Origin of the sequence: Qipengyuania sp. Mu-71 (assembly GCF_036867055.1) — a bacterium.
GTDB lineage: Bacteria > Pseudomonadota > Alphaproteobacteria > Sphingomonadales > Sphingomonadaceae > Qipengyuania > Qipengyuania profunda.
This window is the reverse complement of sequence record NZ_JBAJHR010000001.1, coordinates 1464263-1485893: the sequence shown is the minus strand read 5'-3', so window position 1 is coordinate 1485893 and position 21631 is coordinate 1464263. Positions and strand designations below refer to the sequence as shown.

Below are 21631 nucleotides of genomic sequence, written 5' to 3'. Positions count from 1 at the left end.
ATTGCGCACGGTCCACATTCATATGAGGCTTATGCAGAAGCCCGGTTAATCACCCGATAACGATAATACGGGCGTTTCCCGCATATCGCTCGATTGGCTGGCGGCAGACCTAGCGGTTCTTGCGCCCCTCGATCAACGCATCGACGACGTTTGGATCGGCAAGCGTCGATGTGTCGCCCAGCGCAGCGAATTCGTTTTCCGCGATCTTGCGCAGGATACGCCGCATGATCTTGCCGCTGCGTGTCTTCGGCAGTGCGGGGGTGAAATGCAGGTGATCGGGCGTGGCGATCGGGCCGATCTCCTTCCGCACATGCGCGCGCAGCGCTCCGGTCAAATCATCATCCGCAACCTCGCCCGCATTGAGCGTGACGTAGCAATAGATGCCCTGACCCTTGATATCGTGCGGGAAGCCGACGACCGCGGCTTCGGACACCTGCGGGTGCAGCACCAGCGCGCTTTCGACCTCGGCGGTGCCCATGCGGTGGCCCGACACATTGATCACATCGTCGACGCGGCCGGTAATCCAGTAATAGCCGTCGCGGTCGCGGCGGCAGCCGTCGCCGGTGAAATACTTGCCCGAATAGGTGCTGAAATAGGTCTGCACGAAGCGCGCGTGATCGCCATAGACCGTGCGCGCCTGGCCGGGCCAGCTGCGGGTGATGCACAGATTGCCCGAGGCCGCGCCGTCGAGCACCTCGCCCTCATTGTCGACCAGCTGCGGACAAACACCGAAGAACGGGCGGCCAGCGCTGCCCGGCTTCATGTCATGCGCGCCGGGCAGGGTGGTAATCATCACGCCCCCCGTTTCGGTCTGCCACCAGGTATCGATAACCGGTAACTCGCCCTTGCCGACGGTGTCGTGATACCAGCGCCAGGCCTCCGGATTGATCGGTTCGCCGACGCTGCCCAGCAGGCGCAGCGCGGACAGATCGTGTTTCACCACATGGCTCTCGCCCTCGCGCATGAGTGCGCGGATCGCAGTGGGCGCGGTATAGAAGATGTTGACGTGGTGCTTCTCGCACACCGCCCAGAACCGGTCGTGATCGGGATAATTGGGCACACCCTCGAACATCAGCGCGGTGGCCCCGTTCAACAGCGGGCCATAGACGATATAGCTGTGCCCGGTGACCCAGCCGATATCGGCCGTGCACCAGAACACCTCGCCCTCGCGGTAGTCGAAGACATAGCGGAAGGTCGTTTCGGTCCAGACGGCATAGCCGCCGGTGGTGTGCAACACGCCCTTGGGCTGGCCGGTCGAGCCCGAGGTGTAGAGGATGAACAGCGGATCTTCGGCATTCATCGGCTCGCACGGGCATTCGCTGGCGACATCCGCCGAGAGCTCGTGATACCAATGGTCGCGGCCCGGGGTCATCGACACGTCGCCGCCCGTATGGCGCAGCACCAGCACCGCCTTGGCGGTGACCTTTTCCAGCGCGGCATCGACATTGGCTTTTAGCGGGATACGCTTACCGCCGCGCAGCCCTTCATCGGCCGTGACGATCCAGTCGCTCTGGCAGTCCTCGACCCGGCCTGCGATCGCCTCGGGGCTGAAACCGCCAAAGATGACCGAATGGATTGCACCGATCCGCGCACAGGCCAGCATGGCAAAGGCGCCTTCGGGCACCATCGGCATATAGATTGTCACGCGGTCGCCCTTGGCGACGCCCATCGCCTTGAGTGTGTTGGCCATGCGGATGACTTCGGCCCGTAATTCGGCATAGGTGATCCGGCGGACCTCGCCTGCGGGATCGTCGGGCTCGAAGATCAGCGCCAGCCGCTCGCCATGGCCGGCCGCGACATGGCGGTCGACAGCGTTGTGGCAGATGTTGAGCGCGCCATCTTCGAACCATTTGATCGACACCGGATCATAGGACCAGTTGGCCACCGTCTTCGGCGGCGTGATCCAGTCGAGCCGCTGGGCCTGCCCGGCCCAGAAGGCATCGCTGTCCTCGATGCTGCGGGCGTAGAGCGCCTGGTATTCCTCGAGCGGGCAATTGGTCCCTTCGGTCGCTGCCGCGGGCCGTTTTACCCATTGCGAACGCGGATCTGCGTCGGTCATCCCGATTGTCTCCTCTTCCGCGATCATCTCTAGGCATTCGCCGCGCGGCTGCAACGGTTAGCTTGCTCTCGCCTTCGCGCGGATCACGGGTTAGGGCACGCGGCGATGCACATTCTGAGATATCTGATGTCCGGTACAGCCCTCGCGCTGGCCCTTGTCGAACCCGCGGCCGCGCAGGACGCAGATGGAGACGAGGTGATCGTCGTCACCGGTGCGGGTCTCGATGCAACCCCCGCCGCCCCCGCTTACGATACGCAGGTGATCGACCGCGACCAGCTGGTCGCGGTTCCCTCGGGGCGGATCGAGGATGCGCTGTCCACGGTCGCCGGGTTCCAGCAATTCCGCCGATCGGACAGCCGCTCGGCCAATGCCTCGGCGCAAGGGGCCACGCTGCGCGCGCTGGGCGGCAATGCCACCAGCCGGGCGCTGGTGCTGCTCGACGGCGTCCCGATGAGCGATCCGTTCTTCGGTTACATCCCGTTCAGCGCGATCGCGCCCGAGCGGCTTGCGCAGATACGCGTCACCCGGGGCGGTGGATCGGGGCCGTTCGGCGCAGGCGCGCTCGCGGGTACGATCGAGCTGGAAAGCGCCGGGATCGACGCGCTGGATGGCTTCGCCGGACAGGCGCTCGTCAACGACCGCGGCGAAACCGAACTGTCGGGCAGCGCGGGCGCCAGTCTGGGGAGCGGCTTCGTTGTTGCTTCGGGCCGCTGGGATCGCGGGAAGGGCTTCTTCACCACGCCCGAAGCCGATCGCGCCCCGCTCAGCGCGCGCGCCGCATTCGACGGCTGGTCCGCGCAGATCCGCGGGGTCGCACCCCTGACGCAGGATATCGAACTGCAGGTTCGCGGGCTGGCCTATCGCGATGAACGCACGCTGCGGTTCGACGGCGCGGACAGCAGCATCGAGGGGCAGGACGCCAGCCTGCGCCTGGTCGGGCGCGGTGCGTGGGAATTCGATGCCATCGGCTATGTGCAGGCGCGCAACTTTACCAACATCGTGGTCAGCTCGACCCGCTTCGTGCCCGTGCTCGACCAGCGCAACACGCCGGCGTCGGGGCTGGGCGGGAAGTTCGAGATCCGGCCGCCGGTGGGCGGGGCGCATGTCTTGCGGCTGGGCGTTGATTATCGCCGCGCGGACGGCGAATTGTTCGAAACCGCGATCAGCGCCTTTTCGGGCGCGGTCACCGCGCGCCGCAATGCAGGGGGGACCAATATCGATCTGGGCGTGTTTGCCGAGGACGACTGGACGCTGGGCGCGCTGGTACTGACCGCGGGGGCACGGCTCGACCGCTGGACCATCCGCGATGGCTTCTACCGCGAGAACGACGGCGCCGGAGCGCCGGTATTGGCGACCACCTATGCCGACCGGTCAGGGTGGGACGCTTCCTTCCGCGGCGGTCTGCTCTTCCGCGCGAGCGATGGCGTGGCGCTGCGCGCCGCGGCCTATTCGGGCCTGCGCCTGCCGACATTGAACGAGCTCTACCGGCCCTTCGTGGTTTTCCCCGTGGTGACCCAGGCGAATGCGGCGCTCGAGAACGAACGGCTCGAAGGGTTCGAACTGGGCGTGGATGTGACCCCGACGCCGGGTGTGGGCCTGTCGCTGACCGCGTTCGACAACCGCGTGAAGAATGCGGTCGCCAATGTCACGCTCGACACCAATCTGCGCCAGCGCCGCAACATCGATGCGGTCCACGCGCGCGGGATTGAGGCGTCCATTTCCGCGACCCTGGGCGAGGTGTCGTTCGATGCCTCGGCAGCCTGGACCGATGCCGAAGCGCAGGGTTCGGGCTTCGCCGCGGCGCTCGATGGCAATCGCCCCTCGCAGACCCCGCGTTTCGTGGCCGGCGCGACGCTCGCCTGGCGCCCGGCAGAAAACTGGCTGGTGTCGACCACGCTGCGCCATGTCGGTGCGCAATTCGAGGACGATCTGGAAACCGACCTCTTGCCCGCGGCCACCACGCTCGATGCTTTCGCCCAGGTGCCGCTGACCGACACTATCGCGCTGGTCCTGCGCGGCGAGAACCTCACCGACGAGACCATCGTCACCCGCAACCAGGGCGGCTCGATCGACTTCGGCGTCCCGCGCACGGTCTGGGCCGGCGTAAAAGTGGGGCTTTAGCCGCGGCCCGATCCATTGGGGGCAGGGTAGGCGGTCCTTAGCCCGCCATAGGCACTCTTAGGGCGAGCGTTCCAGGCCTCCACCCAGCGCGACGAACAGCGTCGTGCCGTTCTGCAGATAGGCCCGGCGCGTGGCGAGCAATTGCTGGCGGGCGGAGAACAGATTGCGTTCCGCATCAAGGACTTCGAGGTAATCGGCCACGCCTTCGCGGTAGCGCAGGCGCGCCAGTCGGGCGATGCGTTCCTGCGCGGCCACGCCCTGTTCCTGCGCGGCGACCTGCTCGGCCAGCCAGCGGCGTCCGGCAAGCCCGTCCGACACTTCGCGGAATGCGGTCTGGACTGCCTTTTCATACAGCGCGACCTGTTCGGTTTCGCGCGCCCGGGCAAGATCGAGGTCGGCTTCGCGCGCGCCCCAGTCGAAGATCGGCAACGAGATCGAGGGGCCGAACGACCAGCTGAATCCGTCCGAACCGAACAGATCACTCAGCTCGCTCGAGGCGAAACCGGCGCTTCCGGTCAGCGAAATGCTCGGGAAGAAGGCCGCCCGTGCGGCGCCGATATTCGCGCGCGCGGCGCGCAGCTGTTCTTCGGCAGCCACGATATCGGGCCGGACGAGCATGAGGTCCGACGGCGTTGCCGCGTCGAGCACCATCGCGTTTTCCTGCGCGACCATCGGCAGCGCGGCAGGCAATTCGGCGGGAAACCCGCCGCCGACCAGCACCGACAACTGGTTGCGCAGGCGTGCCTGCGCCAGCTTCTCCGATGCCAGCTGCTGCTCCGCCGTGGTGAGCAGCGTTTCCGCCTGCCGGAACGGCAGCGCCGAGGTCACGCCGGCATCGAGCCGCAATTGCGCGATCCGCAATCCCTCTTGCCGGCTTTCCAGCGTGGCCTGGGCAAGGTCGATCTGGTCATTGGTTTCGAGCAGCTCGAAATAGGTCGAGGCGACATCGGCGATCAGCGAGAGATAGAAGGCGCGTTGGTTGGCTTCGGTGGCCAGATATTGCGCTCGCGCGGCGTCGGACAGATTGGCGACCCGGCCCCAGAAGTCGAGTTCGAAGGACGTCACGCCGACACCGACATCGAAGCGATCGGTGATCACCGATCCGCTCGCCGCGGGGTCCACCGTGCCGAGCGGCGTGCGCGTGCGGCTGGCCGAAGCATTGGCCACGGCGGTGGGGAGGCGGCGGCTGTCCTGGATGCGGTATTGCGCGCGCGCCTGCTCGATCCGTGCGGTCGCGGCGATCAGGTCACGATTGTTGGCTACCGCGGTATCGATCAGCGCGACCAGGCGGGGGTCAATGAACCAGTCGCGGTTGGACAGCGTGCTGGCGACGACCGTTCCGTCGGGGCGGTACTCGGGATCGTAGGCCGGGGCACTGGCAAGCGGCGGGCGCGTGTGGTCGGGGGCCATATTGACGCAGCCGGCCAGCGCCAGCGCCATCACACTGGCGCAGAGCATGCGGTTCATGCCGGTTCTCCTTCGAGGTCGCTGGCGGGCGTGGGTTTGCGTTTACCGATGCGCGTGCGGACCAGCAGGTAGAGCAGCGGGATCACGAAAATCCCGATCAGCGTCGCCGCGATCATGCCGCCCATGACGCCGGTACCGACCGCAATGCGGCTGGCCGCGCCGGCCCCCGTCGACAGCACCAACGGAACCATGCCGAGGATGAAGGCGAGCGAGGTCATGATGATCGGCCGCAGGCGCAGGAGTGCCGCCGTTTTCACGGCCTCGAGCGGGCTCTTGCCGTCGTCTTCCTGCTCGATCGCGAATTCCACGATCAGGATGGCGTTTTTGGCAGCCAGCCCGATGATGGTGATCAGTCCGACATTGAAGTAGATATCCGCCGACAAGCCGCGCGCCATGGTGGACAATACCGCACCCAATACACCCATCGGAACGATCAGCAGTACCGAGAGGGGCACCGACCAGCTTTCGTAAAGCGCCGCCAGCACGAGGAAGACGATCACCACCGACAGGCCCAGCAGCAGGCCGATCTGGCCGCCCGCCTGCTTTTCCTCATAACTGATCCCGGTCCATTCGAAGCCTATCCCTTCGGGCAATTGGCTTGCCAGCTGTTCCATTTCGATCAGCGCCGCACCCGAGGACTGGCCCGGGGCCGCGGTGCCGGAAAGGGTCATCGCCGGATAGCCATTGTAGCGCGCCAGGCTGGGCGGGCCCGCGGTCCATTCGGCAGTGGCGAAGGAACTGAACGGCACCAGCGCGCCCTGGGCATTGGGGATGCGCAGCGAGAGCACGTCCTCGGGCGTCATCCGGTGCGGCGCGTCGGCCTGGACCAGCACCTGCAGGACCCGCCCCTGGCGGTTGAAGTCATTGGCATAGGCCGACCCGAAATTGATCGACAGCGCATTGTTCACATCGTCCATCGACAGGCCCATCGCGCGGGCCTGCACCCGGTCGACTTCGACATGCAGCTGCGGCGCGGGCGGCTGGTCTTCGGGGCGGATATTGGCCAGCGTCTCGCTTTGCGAAGCCATGCCGAGCAATTGGTTGCGCGCGTCGGTCAGCGCATCGCGGCCCAGGCCGGCGCGGTCCTGCAGCTTCATCGTGAAACCGCTGGCCTGGCCGAGCGACTGGATCGCGGGCGGCTGGATCGCGAAGGCGAGGGCATTGTCGAGCCGCATGAACGTCCCCGTGGCCTGGCCCACCAGCCCTTCGGCCGAACTTTCGGCTCCGCTGCGCTGGCTCCAGTCCTTGAGCGGCGTGAACATCATCGCGTTGTTCTGACCCTGGCCGAAGAAACTGAAACCGCGAACCACGACCACGCGTTCGACTTCCTCGCGCGACTGCCAGAACGCCTCGACCGGTGCGATGGCTTCGTCGAGCCGTTCCTGCGTCGAACCGGTGGGCGATTGCACCACCGTGATGACATAGCCCTGGTCCTCGGTCGGGAGGAACCCGCCCGGCAGGCGGACGAACAGCAGGCCGGTGATGCCTGCCAGCAGCAGGAAGACCGCCAGCCCGCGCATCGGGCGGCCGAGGATTGCGGCATTCGTGCGGCCGTATTTCTCGGTCATGCGCGCGAACCAGCGGTTGAAGCCGCCGAAAAAGCGTCCCGCTGCGCGGCGGCCCTGTTCGACCCGTCCGCGCCAGCCTTCGGGCAGCGGGCGCGGTTCGTCCGGCTCGCCTTCTTCTGTTGCATCATGGTCCTGGACGTCTTCCATCCGCAGGAAAGTCGCGCATAGCGCGGGCGTCAGCGACAGCGCCAGCACGGCGGAGAAGAAGATCGAGATCGCGAGAGTGACCGAGAACTGGCGGTAGATCCCGCCGGTCGAACCGGGGAAGAAGGCCATCGGCAGGAACACTGCGATCAGGACCAGCGTGATCCCGATGATCGCGCCGGTGATCTGGTCCATCGCCTTGCGCGTTGCCGCAAGCGGGCCGAGCCCTTCTTCGCGCATGATGCGCTCGACATTCTCGATCACGACGATCGCGTCATCGACGAGGATGCCGATCGCCAGTACCATGCCGAACAGCGTCAGCACGTTGATCGAAAAGCCGAACAGCCACAGGCCCAGGCAAGCGCCGGCCAGCGCGATCGGGACCACCAGCGTCGGGATCAGCGTCGCGCGCCAGTTCTGGAGGAAGAGGAACATGACGAGGAAGACCAGCACCATCGCCTCGATCAGCGTCTTGACCACTTCCTCGACCGAAACCTCGACGAAGGGCGTGGTATCGTAAGGGATCGACCAGGCGACATCGTCGGGCAGGCCCGCACCGATTTCGGCCATCCGTTCGTTGACCCCCTCGGCGGTTGCGAGCGCATTGGCGCCGGTGGCCAGCTGAACCGCCATCCCGGCCATCGCCTGTCCATTGAGCGTGGTCGATGTGGCATAGCTCTGCGCGCCGATCTCGACCCGCGCGACATCGCCCAGCCGGACGCTGGCGCCGCCCGCATCTGCGCGCAGGATGATCCGCCGGAACTCGTCCTCGGTCTCGAACCGGTTCTCGGTCGTGATCGTGGCGGTGATCTGCTGGCCTTCCTGCAGCGGCAGCGCGCCCAGCGAACCGCCCGCGGTCTGCGCATTCTGCTCGCGGATCGCGGCCACCACGGCGCTGGGCGAAAGATTGTAGGAAGCCAGTTTCTCGGGATCGAGCCAGATGCGCATCGCATATTCGGAGCCGAACAGCGTGACATCGCCGACGCCGGTCACACGGCGCAATTCGTCGATCACCTGCGTCGAAGCGATATTGCCGAGATCGGTCGAGTCGAGCGTGCCCGATTCCGACGTCAGCGCGACGATCATCAGGAAGCCTGCGTTCGCCTGGCGCACGGTAATGCCTTGGCGGCGGACCTCTTCGGGCAGCCGGGCCTCGACCGTGCTCAGCCGGTTCTGCACCTCGGTCTGGGCGATATCGATGTCGGTGCCCGCTTCGAAGGTCAGCGTGATCGAGGCAGTGCCGTTCGAAAGGCTCGATGAGGCCATGTAGAGGAAACCCTCGACACCGTTGAGCTGCTGTTCGATCACCTGTGTGACGTTCTGTTCGAGCGTCTCGGCGTCGGCGCCGGGATAGACAACGTTGATCGCCAGCGAAGGCGGGGCGACCTCGGGATATTGTTCGATCGGCAAAGCGCGCAGGGCGATGAAGCCCGACAGCAGGATGCCCAGCGAGATCACCCAGGCGAAGATCGGCCGGTCAATGAAGAAACGCGCCATGATCAATCGGCCTTTGCAGCGGGCGTGGGGGCTGCGGCCTTGCGGCCGGTGGCGGCATTGGCGATCTGCACGGGCATGCCGGGCTGCAGTTTCTGCAGGTTCGACACGATCACCCGGTCGCCGGGCTGGAGCCCGCTTTCCACGACCCAGCTATCACCCATCAGCTGGCCAAGCTTGACCGGGCGGACCGCGGCCTTGCCATCCTTGTCGACGATCATCACCGTGCCGCCCGCATCGGCCACTGTGACCGCGCGCTGCGGGATGGCGATTACATCGGTGACCTTGCCGGCATAGATCCGCGCGCTGACGAATTCGCCCGGCAGCAGGAGCCCGTCGGGATTGGGAAATTCGGCGCGCAGCTGGACCGTGCCGGTTGCCTCGTCGACCGAGAAGTCAAGGAATTCGATCAGGCCGGGCAGTTCGTATTCGGTGCCATCGGGGAACAGCAGCCGGACCTCGACCGCATCGCCGGGAGCAAGGTCAAGCTGACCGCTGGCAATCGCGCGGCGGATCTGGAGCACTTCGGTGGCCGATTGCGAGAAGGAGACGTAGATCGGCGAGATCTGCTCGATCCGCGTCATCAGCGTTCCCTCCGCCTGGGACACCAGCGCGCCTTCGGTCACCGCAGCACGTCCGGCGCGGCCCGAAATCGGTGCGCGGACCGTGGTATAGCCGAGCTGGAGCGAGGACGCGCGCAGCTGCGCCTCGATCTGCGCGACATTGGCGTTGGCCTCGCGCGCGGCGGCCTGCGCGGCGTCGAATTCCTGACCGCTGATGGCATTCTCGGCAACCAGCGGGCGATAGCGTGCGACCACCGCATTCGCATTTACGGCAGTGGCCTTGGCGCGGTCGAGGCTGGCCTGCGTCTGAGCATAGCTGGCGCGCAGTTCCGCCGGATCGATGCGGAACAGTGCCTGCCCCTGTCTGACATCGGTGCCCTCTTCATAGACCCGCTGCTGGACGATCCCGGTGACCCGTGCGCGGACTTCCGCGACCCGGACCGGCTCGACGCGTCCGGGCAGTTCGAGGATATTGTCGAGATCGGTTTCGCCAACCGTGATCGTGCGGACCGGGATGGCCTGACCCTCTGGCGCCGTATCGGGTGACGAGCAGGCGGCGGCTACGAGACCGAGCAGAAGCAGGAGCAGAGTGCGAAGATGCGTCATGGGGATTCCTTGCAAGGGGCGACTCACCCTGCGACCGGTGGTGCGATTAGCGCCGCGTTTTGACAATTTCGATACACTTGTAAATTGACATTTTTGCATCAGATGTCCAGTTAACCTGCATGGAAGAGAGAGCATGCAGGATCGCCGCGGCGGGCTATGGGGTCATCAGCCAATACGGCATCAGACGCGCCACAATGAATGATGTCGCTACGGCAGCGGGGGTTTCGCGGCAGACCATATACAATGTCTTCCCGAATCGCGAGGCGCTGCTGCTCGGCGTTGCGCGCTATCATTTCGAATCGAAGTGGAGGGCGATACGCGAGTTCTGCGCCACGACCCCCGACCGGCGCGAACGGTTCCAGGCATTGCTCGATAATCTGGTCATCGAGCCATGGGAGTCGATGCAGGCGATGCCGCATGCAGACGAACTCGAGCTCGAACTGGCCACCACGATCAAGCAGGAACTCGTCGAGGTTCACTTCGAGGCACAGCGCAATCTTTGTGAATTCCTGCTCGAATATCAGGAAGCGCTCGAACGCCGTCACATTACCGCCAAGGGGCTCGGCGAAATGCTCCACCATTCGATCGTCGGCCTGAAAATGAGCACCACGACGCGCGAACAGATCGAATCCGTCGCCGCCACCATGCTGGCCTGCTTGCTGGCGCTTACCGATCCGGATGGCGCCTAAAGTGTTCCAAGACGCATCTGGACACGCCGAAAGCGGCTAGTGATCAGCTCAAATCGCGCACGGCCGCGTGCCGTTCCGCCACAGGGACGCAAGCGGATCCTCGATCTGGATGCTACAATAGAAGTTGGTCGGGGAGAGAGGATTCCAGACCTTTTTTCAACCGCTTTTGAGCAAGCCCAGAAAACAGCCATTTGCACGCTTCCGGTCGAAGCGTGTGGCACAATCTGTGGCACAGTGCGAGTGGCGAGTTGTGCAAGCGAGCTTGCTTGGTCCGCATGCCTAGATACCGATGCGTAGCTTGTCAGCTTTGCGCCCCATATCGGTTATTGGGCCAATCGCGAACGGCTCCTAAAAGCGGTCATTGACACTATGCCTAGGTCGTGCCCCTTCGGTCCAAAGCCAGTCAGGCTGCTTTTAGTGAAGTCTGTTGGCCACTTATTTGTCTGGATATCGGTAAATTCAGCTGTCAGCGTCGTCACCCAACCGCATTGTAGTGTTGGTTGCGTTTACGCTTTCCAAATGCAGCCATGAGCAATCCATGCCGAACGACCTCGTATAATTCATTGAAAGAGCGGGTGCTTACTTTTCTTTTCGGATCTGGTTTACTGTCTTCCTGGTCCACCGCTTCACCGCCCGCCGCAAGTTCGCTGCGTCGCTGAAGCCAACTTTCCATGCAACATCGTCAACGCTCATCCGAGTGGTTTGCAGATATTCTATTGCGAGCTTGCGCCTCACGTCATCGACGATAGCACCGTAGGTCGCGTCCTCCGCTGCCAACCTGCGGCGGAGAGTGCGCTCCTGTAGGCCAAGCTGTGCCGCAATCGCCGCCATCGAGGGAAACCGCCCGGGTGCGCTCAGCAACATCTGATAGACCTCGCCCGAAAGACCTGAAGAAATGCGCGCTTGCCCGATCAGGCGTTCACAGGTTTCCTCGAGCATCATCCGGGTCAGCCGGTTGCCCAATTCGGGCGTCGATTCGAGTATGCCGAGCGGGTAGTGCAGCTCGTTTGCAGCCTGGCCGTAGAGGCACTCGCATGAAAGCTCGCGCGCGTCCTGGCCAGCATGGTCGTCCTCTGGTAGCGCGAAGAGAGCGCGCACCGGCAGGTTGTCGTTACCCGCCGCGTCGCGGATATGGGTGAAGGTCATCTTCATCTGCTGCCGGACGAGGAAGGTGCGCACCTCGTCGCTCATCATGTCGCGGTAAATCTCGCGAAACTGCCAAATTGCAACCTTGCCCTCGACGCGCCAGTGGAGCCGCACGGTAGGGGTGGCGAGCGGCTGATAACGGACTGCGAAATCGAAGAAATCGCGCATGGTCGGCGAACACATCAGGGCATAGCCGTACATTCCGTAGGCCGACAGGTGCAACCGCGCTCCGATCGCGAAGGCGTCAGCGTACCCGGCCCCCGCCGCCACAATGTTCTCGCACGCGGTCAGGTACTGGCCGATCGAGGTTAGCGTGCGCGGATCGCGCACCTCGGCCGGCGTCAGGCCAGTCCTGTCGAGTACAATTTCTGCCGACGTTCCGCGATCCGTCACCGTGTCGATGACCGTGGCGATCTTGAAGGGCGCGAAAATGCGCTGGTTGAGTGTCGGGAATCCCTCTCGGTCGTTGCGCATCGCCGCCTCGGCGGTGGCCTCGTTTACCACGGTCATCCTGTCCGCTCCTCCCCTCACCATGTCCGCAAATGACACAGAGTTGTCCGCTCCTGCGCTTACGCAGGCGTCTGCCAGACCATAAGCATGCCATCAAGCCGGCAAAGTCCGGCCGCGGCGATGTCCGCGACCACGATGGGAGAGAAAATATGTCGATGAGGTCGATTTCTACGCGGCGCCGTGCGCGTTTGCTTCGCCATTCTGCACTGGCTGCAACGATGTTGATCCTGCCCGTTACGGCCCATGCGCAGACGGACCCAGGCGGAGACCAGCTCGAAAGCACCGAGATCGAGGCCCCGGCCGCCGGTTCTGAAGACGTGATCGTCGTCACCGGAACGAGCATCCGCGGCGTGCCGCCGACCGGGTCGGACCTGATCACCGTCACGCGCGAAGATGTGAAGCAGATCGGCGCGGCGAGCACGCCCGAACTGCTGTCGACCGTGCCGCAGCTCAACAGCTTCAATACCGCGCCGCGCGTCAGCAATGGCGGAGTCGGTTCCTTCGCGCCTGGTCTGCGGGGCCTACCCACAGCCGCTACCTTGCCACTGATGAACGGGCACCGCCTTATTTCCGGCAGCGTTCAGCAGACCAATCCCGACTATCCGCTGATCCCCGAACTGGCGGTCGAGCGGGTCGAAATCGTCGCCGACGGTGCCTCTGCCATCTATGGGTCCGAAGCGGTCGCGGGCGTGATCAACTTCATCACCCGCAAGCGCGTATCGGGGCTCGAGACCAATTTCCGTTACGGTTTCGCGGATAGCTACGATGCCTTGAACGCAGGCGCGATCTTCGGTCAAGATTGGGGAACGGGCTCGGTCGTGCTCGCCTATCAGTACCAGCAGAACAGCAACATTACCGGCGCCGATCGCGACTATCGCTCACTCGATTTCCGCAGTGAGGGTGGCATCGATACACGCTCGACGGTGTGTCCCGATGCCAACGTCAACCTGTTCGCAGGCACGATCTACGCTGCGCCGAGCCTCGAGCCGGGTGTCAACACCTGCGATGCGCGCGGCCCCGTCGACCTTCTGCCAGAGAGCCGAGCGCATAGCGGCCTGATCTCGGTGCGGCAGGACCTGTCGGATCGCATCACGGTATGGGGGGATGTGCTCTACTCGGACCGCAAGGATACGGTCCAGGCGGCGCTGCCCGGGCAGACCTTCGTCCTCATCACCGCCGCCAACCCTTACTTCCGCGCGCCTCCGGGCACGGGTTCGGTGTTTGGCTACTTCGATTTCCGGCCCGACAGGCTGGTCGGCGACGACCACTTCGACCAGACCTATCGCGTGCGTACCGGCAACGCGACCGTCGGGGTCGACATCGACCTGCCGGGCGACTTCCAGGCGAGTGTGTACGGAACCTACAACTGGTCGCGGAACGATACGCTTCAGCCTGGCATTGATACGACTGCACTGACCGCTGCCGCTGCAGGAACGACGCCGTCGACCGCGCTCGACCCGTTCGGCTACGAGACCGATCCGGCGGTTGTCGCCGCAATCCTCGACAACCCGACCACCTTCACCAATCGCCAGCGCACAAGGATCGGCGCGGTGAAGGTGGATGGTCCGCTCGCGCAGCTTCCAGGTGGCGACCTCAAGATCGCGGTAGGCGCCGAATATCGGCGTGAAACCTATATGCAACGCGGTCAGAGCGGTGGTTTCGGCTTCCCGGAAGATCTCGCACGCAATGTCCAGTCGGTTTATAGCGAGCTTTTCATTCCGATCATCGGGTACGGCAACGCGGGAGCCTTCGGGCAGAGCCTCACGCTCTCGCTATCCGGCCGATATGATCATTACAGCGATTTCGGGTCGACCACCAATCCGAAGGTAGGCCTCACCTGGGAGCCGCTCGACGGTGTGACCTTCCGCGGCAGTTACGGTCATTCGTTCCGCGCGCCAGGGCTGCGCGATCTGGGGTCGACCGTTGGCTCCTATTATTCGGCAGCCGCGCTGGTCGATGCCTTCGGCGCCCGCGATCCGGCGCGCGGGGCTTCGCAGGTGAACACGATCCTGCTGTATGGCGGGAATGCGGATCTTGAGCCGGAAACCGCGCGTACCTGGTCCGCCGGCGTCGATCTGCGTCCGCTGTTCGCCCCGGGCCTCACCGCGAGCGTGACCTATTACGACATCAAGTACGACGACGTGATCGGCGCGCCTTCCGGCCTTGGATCGCTGCTGTTCAGCGATCCCACTTTTGCCACGCGGGTCATACGCGATCCCGGTGCCGCGCAGGTCAGCGACGCGATCACAAACACCGTGCCGTTCTACTTCACTTTCGACGCCGTCCCTCAGTTCGGCAATATCCTCGACCTGCGGCAGGGCAATTTCGGGGTCCGCAAGACCAGCGGCATCGACTTCGATCTGCGCTACCGGCGCGAGGTCGGTTTCGGCACGCTGTTCGGCGGGGTCGCGGGCAATTACATCCTCGACTATTCGAACCGCCTGTCGCCTACTTCGCCGGAGAGTAATTCGCTCGAGGCCGGGATCCCGCGCGCGACCCTGCGTACTACGCTGGGCATCACCGCCGGCCCGGTGACCTTCGTCAACTTCGTCAATCATCGTTCGGGCGTCACGGCATCCTACGCTACGCCGACCGGCTCGGCGCTTTACGAAGCGAAGGGATACACGACGGTCGATTTGCGCCTCTCGCTGACGCTGCCGCAAGAAAGTTTCCTCGAAGGCACCGAGCTCGGCTTGCAGATCAACGATCTGTTCGATGTGACACCGCCCTATTTCCCCGGCACCGACGGGATCGGGGGCGCATACAACCCCATCGGTCGCTACGCGGCAGTCAGCCTGCGCACGGCATTCTAGGCTCAAGCGGGCGGCGACCCAACCGGGTGCCGCCCATACTTCCGCCCCTACCGTTTCCGCTCCCGATGCAAGGCCTCTCTCGATGAATTCTCGCTCGACCAGCCTCAACTTGGCGACGCCCGTTCCGCAAATCCGCTTGTTTTGCGACTGGCTGCAAGAGACGCGGGGGATCGATTTCGCGACCTATGACGAACTGTACCGTTGGTCGGTCGAGGACCTCGAAGGATTTTGGCGCAGCATTTGGGAGTGGGACCGCATCCAGTCGCCGACAGCGGTGAGTGCGGCGCTGAGCGGCGAAGCCATGCCCGACATGCGGTGGTTCGATGGCGCCACGCTCAATTATGCGCAGCATGTCTTCAGCCATGTCGATCCTGCGGAGGCGGCCGGCCAACCTGCAATCGTCGCATTGGACGAGCGCGGCACGAGCGAGACGATCGAGTGGTCCGAATTGCGTCGCCGGGCTGCCTCTCTCGCCCTCGATCTGCGCGCACGCGGGATTGCGCCAAGCGATCGGGTGGCGGCCTATCTGCCCAATATTCCAGCTGCGGTCATCGGTCTGCTGGCCTGCGCCAGCGTGGGTGCGGTGTGGACGCTGTGTTCGCCCGACATGGGGACGAACGCCGTGCTCGATCGCTGGCGGCAGACGCAGCCCAAGGCCCTGATCGCGGTCGACGGGGTGTTCTACGCGGGCAAGGCCCTGGACCGCAGTGCCGCGCTGGCGGAGATCCTCGCACAGCTCCCGTGCATCGAAACCGTGTACCTGGTTCCGAGCGACTGTGCAGTGCGTACCATGCCCGACGCGGTCGACTTCGCCGCCGCCACCGCGCGCGACGACGCGGCCGTGGCCGGTTTCGAGCCCGCCATGCTGCCCTTCGACCATCCCTTGTGGATCCTCTATTCGAGCGGGACCACCGGTCTGCCCAAGGCGATCGTTCACGGCCATGGCGGTGTGATTCTGGCGACGGCTGCCGGGCGGCTCCATTTCGATCTCGGGCCGAGCTATGCTCCGAATACCTTTGGTGAGCGATTCCACTGGTACAGCGCCAGTGGTTGGGTGATGTGGAACATCCAGATCGGCGGGCTGCTGAGCGGCACAACCATTTGCCTGTTCGACGGATCGCCCAGCGGGACGAAGGCCGATCCCGACTGGACCAGACTGTGGGATTTCGCGAGCCGGACGGGCGTCACCTGGTTCGGCGCGGGCGCGGCCTTCTTCGCCAATTGCCGCAAGGCTGGGGTCGAGATCGCGAGGACCGCCGGGGTCGAACGCATCCGCGCTCTCGGCAGCACCGGATCGCCCTTGCCCCCGGACGTACAACGCTGGGGCACCGCGCAGTTCGCCGCACTCGGGCGTCCGGACATCTGGTGGTGCAATGTCAGCGGGGGAACCGAGATCGCTGCCGCTTTCATGGCTGGTAATCCCCAACTGTCCGACACGCCGGGCCGGTTGCAATGCCGCCACCTCGGCGCCGCTGTCGAGGCGTGGGACGAACATGGCAATCCAGCGACCGAGGAAGTCGGCGAACTGGTCTGTACGAAGCCCTTCCCGAGCATGCCGCTGTATTTCTGGGGTGATGACGACGGGAGCCGGTATCGCGATTCCTACTTCGGCGAATGGCCCGGCATTTGGCGTCACGGCGACTGGCTGACGGTTCACGAGGATGGCAGTTGCACCATCTCGGGCCGCAGCGATGCCACCATCAACCGCCATGGCGTGCGGATGGGGACCGCGGAAGTATACGCTGCAGTCGAGCAGCTGCCGGCCGTTGCAGATTCCATGGTTATCGATCTTGAAGACACGCAGGGGGGTAGCAAGCTGGTCATGTTCGTCGTCCCGAGCGAAGGCAAGGCAGTCGATGGAGACACGCGAAGCGCGATCGCAGCTGCAATCCGCACGAGTCTCTCGCCGCGCTTCGTACCCGACCGGCTGATTGCCGCACCAGGCATCCCGCGCACACTTTCGGGCAAGAAGCAGGAACTGCCGATCAAGCGGCTGTTCGCCGGGTGGCCAGCAGCCAGGGTGATCAATGCCGATGCCAGCGCCACGCCTGAGGTGCTGCCATGGTACATCGATCAGGCGCAGGCATGGCAGCGCGATGCGCGGTCCGAGGCCGATGTTCGTGCGGAGCATGCTTCGTGAAGGCGGGCGTGGTCGGTGCGGGCCTGATGGGGGCGGAGATCGCGCTGGTCTTCGCGCTCGCAGGGCACGACGTTCTGCTGCACGACCGGAGCGGAGACGCTCTGGAGCGCGCGGTCGAACGGTTGGGCGGTATCCTCGACAACGGCGTTTCGCGGAAATTCTACGACGCAGGGCAGGTGAAGGCTGCGCTGGAGCGGATCGAACCGGTCAAGGCCCTCGCTGCGATGGCCGAGTGCGCGATGGTGACTGAAGCGGTCTATGAATCGCTCGATGCGAAGGCCGATGTCCTGCGCGCCCTCGATGAGGCCTGCGCTTCCGATTGCATCCTCGCCACGAACACCTCGACGCTGCCGATTTCGACACTCGCTGCCTTCCTGACGCCCGATCGTCGCGCCCGCTTCCTCGGCACGCATTATTTCTCGCCTGTTTCTCGGATGAAGCTGGTTGGGATTATTCCCGCTTTCGCGACCGCACCGGCAATTTCCGACGAAGCGATCGCGATCCTCGAAGGCATCGGCAAACAGCCGGTGCGGATCAAGGACGTCGCAGGCTTTGCGGTCAACGCATGCTCCACGCGATGTTGATCGAGGCGGTGAAACTGGTCGAAGAGGGCGTCGCCCGCCCCGCCGATCTCGACACCGCATGTCGCCTCGGCCTCGGTCATCCGATCGGACCATTCGCGATGATGGACGTTGTGACGTCTGATCTGTGTCTGCAGGTGCAGGACATACTGCACGATGCCTATGGCGATAGATTCCGTCCGCCTGCTCTGCTCAGGCAGCGGGTCGCGGCGGGGTATGGTGGCGGTCGGGGCAATCCCGGCTGGCTGGAAGAGGCCCGATACTACCGAGCTGGAGAGGACGAGACGATGACCCGAGCCAACACGCCCTGCGGATGCCTTTCATGAGCGCCGCAACCGCCCCGGACAGGGCATCCAGGTCTTCTGCGAGCGCGCGGATCACGCTGGGCATGCTGGCCTTCGTCTATGTGCTCAACTTCCTTGATCGACAGCTGATCTCCATCCTCGCCAAGCCGATCCAGGACGGTCTCGGCATTACCGACGGGCAACTCGGCCTGCTTACGGGCTTCTACTTCGCGCTGTTCTACTGCTTTATCGCGATCCCGATCGGCTGGCTTGCGGATCGTACCAGCCGGGTGAAGGTCCTTTCTGCTGCATGCGCGATCTGGAGCACGGCGACGGCCGCATGCGGTATGGCGGGCACTTACGGCCAGCTGGTCGTCGCCCGTATGATGGTCGGCGTGGGCGAGGCGGGCGGGGTTCCACCCTCCTATGCGATCATTTCCGACACCTTTCCGCGTGAACGACGGACCACGGCGATGGCGATTTTCAACCTCGGTCCGCCGATCGGCTCCGCGCTTGGCGTCGCCTTTGGCGCATCGCTCGCCGCGGCGTTCGACTGGCGCATGCCTTTCTACGTGATTGGCGGGATCGGGGTAGTTACGGCTGTGGTGGTCTACTGGGTCGTGCGCGAGCCTAAGCGTGGTGAGACGGATGGCCTGCCGGTGACGACCGCGCCAGAGGTCGGCCCCGAAGGTTTTGTCGCGACCATCCTCCGCTTCTTCCGAAACCCGTTGCTGCTGATGGCTTCGCTGGCGAGTGGAGCCGGCAATTTCATCACCTATGGCCTGCTCAACTTCACCGTGCTGTTCCTGATGCGCGAGAAGGGCATGACTCTGGAAGATGTCGCGGTGTGGTATGCGCTGGTGGTGGGTATCGGGATGAGCACAGGCATTTATGCCTCGGGCCGGATCGTCGATCGCTTCGCGCGGCGCAGCAAGGCGGCCTATGCCACCGTGCCCGCTGCCTCGCTGGTGCTGGCCTTGCCGTTCTTCATCGGCTTCGCCTGGGCGCCGAGCTGGAAAATCGCGCTCGCCTTCCTCCTAGTGCCGATGTTCCTTAATTCCTTCTTCCTTTCGGCGACGGTCACCTTCGTTCAGAACGAAGTCGCGCCCGAACGGCGCGTCATTTCGGGCGCATTGCTACTTTTGGTCATGAACTTCATCGGGCTCGGGTTGGGACCGACCTATGTCGGAATGATGAGCGATTTCTTCCGCCCGGCCTATGGCGAGCACGCGCTGCAGACAGCCTATTACGCGCTTTCTCCGATGTATCTCATCGGGGCAGTTCTGTTCCTCTGGCTCGCCCGACTGATCAAGCGTTCGGAAGCGGCAGACGCAGCATGAGCGCCGCAACAGGGATACCGGAGAGAACCATGAAGCGCACCCACCGCATCGCCATTCTTGCAGCGTCCGCACTAGGCTTGTCGCTCCCCGGAGCGGCGCTGGCGAAGCCGGTGGAAGATGATGTCGCCGCGCGATGTGCCGCGCTCTCCAACGCCAGACTGGCGGATACCACCATCGAGAGCGCGATGCTGGTCCCCGCCAAGGCGGACGAAACGAGCATTGCGGGTGACGTGCCCGGCTACCCCGCGTTTTGCCGCGTTGTCGCGCGGGTGCGATCCGAACCCGGGTCCGATATCGGGGTCGAGCTGTGGTTGCCAGCGCAAGGCTGGGCCGGGGTCTTCCATGGCAATGGCAGCGGCGGCTTCGCGGGCAACTTTACGCTGGGCTATTCGGGCATGGCCGAAGGGCTGCGGCGCGGCTTCGCCACTGCGACGACCGACGCGGGCACGGCGCCCGCCACCCCGCTGGAAGGCGAGGCGCTGATCGGCCAGCCGCGCAAGTGGCGCGACTGGGGGCGGCTTTCCACCAATGTCATGACGACCACCGGCAAGGCGCTGACCAAGGCGTTTTACGGCAGGGAAGCGCGCAAGTCTTACTACACCGGCTGTTCGACCGGCGGGCAGATGGGGCTGATCCAAGCGCTGTACTATCCGCAGGACTATGACGGCATTCTCGTCGGTGCGCCGGTAATGAACCGCACTTGGGGGCACGCGTCGGTGCTGTGGAACTATGCTGCCGCGAACCGGGAACCCGGCCGCGTTCTCTCGGACGCCAAGCTGAAGCTGCTCAACGACGCTGCCATCGCCGCCTGCTGGAAGCAGGGCCATGGCCTGGCGGGCGACCGCTTCATCATGGACCCGATGAGCTGCTCGTTCGATCCGCAGGTCCTCCTATGCAAGGCCGCGGTGTCCGATACATGCCTGACAGCGGGCGAGGTGGAGACGGCGCGGGCGTTCTATTCCGGGCCGACCACGCGCGACGGCGAGCCGAGCTTCTACGGCTGGCTACCGGGCAGCGAAATGCCCGATGCATTCGGCTGGTCCTTCCTGCAGAAGCCCGTCAACGATCAGCCGGCCTTCGGCAGCCTGTTTAAATGGGTGTTCGGCGCGGAGTGGGACTGGAGAGGCTTCGATTTCGGCCGCGACATGCCCTTGGTGGATCAAGGCCTCGACGCGATCGTCAACGATGCGACACGCGGCAGCCTGGCGGACTATGCCGCGCGCGGCGGCAAGCTGATCGTCTTTCATGGTCTCGCCGACACGCTGGTACCGCCCGGCCAGTCGGTAGATTTTTTTGAACGGCATGCCGCGAAGATGGCTGGCGCGAGTGCGCTGGCCGAGAATGCGCGGCTGTTCATGGCCCCAGGCATGATGCACTGCGGAGGTGGTACCGGACCCGATGCCTTCAACTCCACGCTGGGCATCCCGCCGCGTCCGCCATCCGACGATCCGCAGAACGATCTTTTTTCTGCACTGATCGCTTGGGCGGAGGATGACGAGGCGCCCGACCGAATCACTGCGACGCGGTTTGCGGACGAGCGTTCGGGAAAAATCACCATGCAGCGCCCCCTATGCCCGTGGCCGCAGAGGGCAGTGTATCGCGGGGTCGGATCGACCGATGCGGCGAGCAGCTTTCGCTGCGAGGCACCTGCGAAACCCTAGATCTGCCGGATCACCGGCAGAAGAGATGGCATGTTCAGTCGCCGGGATATCCCCGACTTCGCGTAGCCGGCGGCCTCGTTTAACGTTCCTGCTTCGAGCCAAGCGAGGGCGGTCGCTTTCCATGCGCTGCCATCGCAGAACGTGCCGAAAGAGCTCTGCATCGCGGTATTCCATAAACAAAGATGACTATTCACCGCGTGCAGTCGGAAGTTTCCAGCGCGGTTATTCAGGTCCCCACGAGCGCTTCTGATGCCGTGAAAGCGAACGGCTCTATCACACTCGATCTAGCGTCCGGAATTGAAGCACAACCGCCATTGGAGGCTCGCTGACCTGATGAGTTCGGTCACGTGGCTGCCTCGGGATCCGGTGAGGATCTCGTGTCGGCGCAATTGGGATGGACCAAACGTGCGGCACTCCGCGCAAGACATTCACACAGAAGTGAGTG

Annotated in this window: 14 protein-coding genes; 8 read left to right on the top strand and 6 right to left on the bottom strand. The window is 64.4% G+C overall.

Annotation, left to right across the window (positions count from 1 at the left end; translation table 11 throughout):
* Positions 1-109: 109 nt before the first annotated feature.
* Positions 110-2059 (bottom strand): acetate--CoA ligase, encoded by a 1950-nt coding sequence (acs, locus tag V6B15_RS07305; protein ID WP_334200619.1) that lies wholly within the window; start codon positions 2057-2059, stop codon positions 110-112.
* Between the two features lie 126 nt (positions 2060-2185).
* On the opposite strand from acs, the gene V6B15_RS07300 reads away from it, so the two are divergent.
* Positions 2186-4180 (top strand): TonB-dependent receptor, encoded by a 1995-nt coding sequence (locus V6B15_RS07300; RefSeq protein WP_334200618.1) that lies wholly within the window; start codon positions 2186-2188, stop codon positions 4178-4180.
* A gap of 57 nt (positions 4181-4237) precedes the next feature.
* Here the strand turns inward: V6B15_RS07300 and V6B15_RS07295 are convergent, their stop codons facing one another.
* Genes V6B15_RS07295 through V6B15_RS07285 form a run of 3 tightly spaced genes read right to left on the bottom strand, consistent with a single transcriptional unit; the run spans position 4238 to position 10022 of the window.
* The gene (locus V6B15_RS07295; RefSeq protein ID WP_334200617.1) at positions 4238-5647 is read right to left on the bottom strand and encodes an efflux transporter outer membrane subunit; all 1410 of its coding nucleotides are present in this window, start codon (positions 5645-5647) and stop codon (positions 4238-4240) included.
* Positions 5644-8856: an efflux RND transporter permease subunit gene (locus tag V6B15_RS07290; protein ID WP_334200616.1), complete on the bottom strand. Its 3213-nt coding sequence runs from the start codon at positions 8854-8856 to the stop codon at positions 5644-5646. The genes V6B15_RS07295 and V6B15_RS07290 overlap by 4 nt, the downstream gene beginning before the upstream one ends.
* Before the next feature lie 2 nt (positions 8857-8858).
* Complete coding sequence (locus tag V6B15_RS07285; RefSeq protein WP_334200615.1) at positions 8859-10022, bottom strand: efflux RND transporter periplasmic adaptor subunit; 1164 nt, start codon at positions 10020-10022, stop codon at positions 8859-8861.
* A gap of 119 nt (positions 10023-10141) precedes the next feature.
* Here V6B15_RS07285 and V6B15_RS07280 point away from each other — a divergent pair, with 119 nt between their 5' ends.
* On the top strand, positions 10142-10711 hold the full coding sequence (locus tag V6B15_RS07280; RefSeq protein WP_334200614.1) for a TetR/AcrR family transcriptional regulator: 570 nt from the start codon (positions 10142-10144) through the stop codon (positions 10709-10711).
* 579 nt (positions 10712-11290) lie between these two features.
* On the opposite strand, the gene V6B15_RS07275 is transcribed toward V6B15_RS07280, so the two are convergent.
* Complete coding sequence (locus V6B15_RS07275) at positions 11291-12367, bottom strand: AraC family transcriptional regulator (RefSeq protein WP_334200613.1); 1077 nt, start codon at positions 12365-12367, stop codon at positions 11291-11293.
* 218 nt (positions 12368-12585) lie between these two features.
* Between V6B15_RS07275 and V6B15_RS07270 the strand changes: the two genes are divergently transcribed.
* The 6 genes from V6B15_RS07270 to V6B15_RS07245 all read left to right on the top strand — a co-directional run bounded on the left by V6B15_RS07270 (position 12586) and on the right by V6B15_RS07245 (position 21186).
* Complete coding sequence (locus V6B15_RS07270) at positions 12586-15180, top strand: TonB-dependent receptor plug domain-containing protein (RefSeq protein WP_334200612.1); 2595 nt, start codon at positions 12586-12588, stop codon at positions 15178-15180.
* An 82-nt stretch (positions 15181-15262) separates the two neighbouring features.
* Positions 15263-17320: an acetoacetate--CoA ligase gene (locus tag V6B15_RS07265; RefSeq protein ID WP_334200611.1), complete on the top strand. Its 2058-nt coding sequence runs from the start codon at positions 15263-15265 to the stop codon at positions 17318-17320.
* Positions 17317-17904, top strand: a complete 588-nt coding sequence (locus V6B15_RS07260; RefSeq protein WP_334200610.1) for a 3-hydroxyacyl-CoA dehydrogenase family protein — start codon at positions 17317-17319, stop codon at positions 17902-17904. Before V6B15_RS07265 ends, V6B15_RS07260 begins: the two co-directional genes overlap by 4 nt.
* Positions 17898-18227 carry a 3-hydroxyacyl-CoA dehydrogenase family protein gene (locus V6B15_RS07255; protein WP_334200609.1) on the top strand — a complete coding sequence of 110 codons (330 nt, stop codon included), beginning with the start codon at positions 17898-17900 and terminating at the stop codon, positions 18225-18227. The genes V6B15_RS07260 and V6B15_RS07255 overlap by 7 nt, the downstream gene beginning before the upstream one ends.
* Positions 18224-19525, top strand: coding sequence for a spinster family MFS transporter (locus V6B15_RS07250; protein WP_334200608.1), 1302 nt, complete (start codon positions 18224-18226; stop codon positions 19523-19525). The genes V6B15_RS07255 and V6B15_RS07250 overlap by 4 nt, the downstream gene beginning before the upstream one ends.
* Positions 19526-19554: 29 nt before the next feature.
* On the top strand, positions 19555-21186 hold the full coding sequence (locus V6B15_RS07245) for a tannase/feruloyl esterase family alpha/beta hydrolase (RefSeq protein WP_334200607.1): 1632 nt from the start codon (positions 19555-19557) through the stop codon (positions 21184-21186).
* Here V6B15_RS07245 and V6B15_RS07240 read toward each other — a convergent pair.
* A complete protein-coding gene (locus V6B15_RS07240; protein ID WP_334200606.1) occupies positions 21183-21347 on the bottom strand; it encodes a hypothetical protein in 165 nt (54 codons plus the stop codon). The two genes, V6B15_RS07245 and V6B15_RS07240, sit on opposite strands and share 4 nt — an antisense overlap.
* Positions 21348-21631 lie beyond the last annotated feature (284 nt).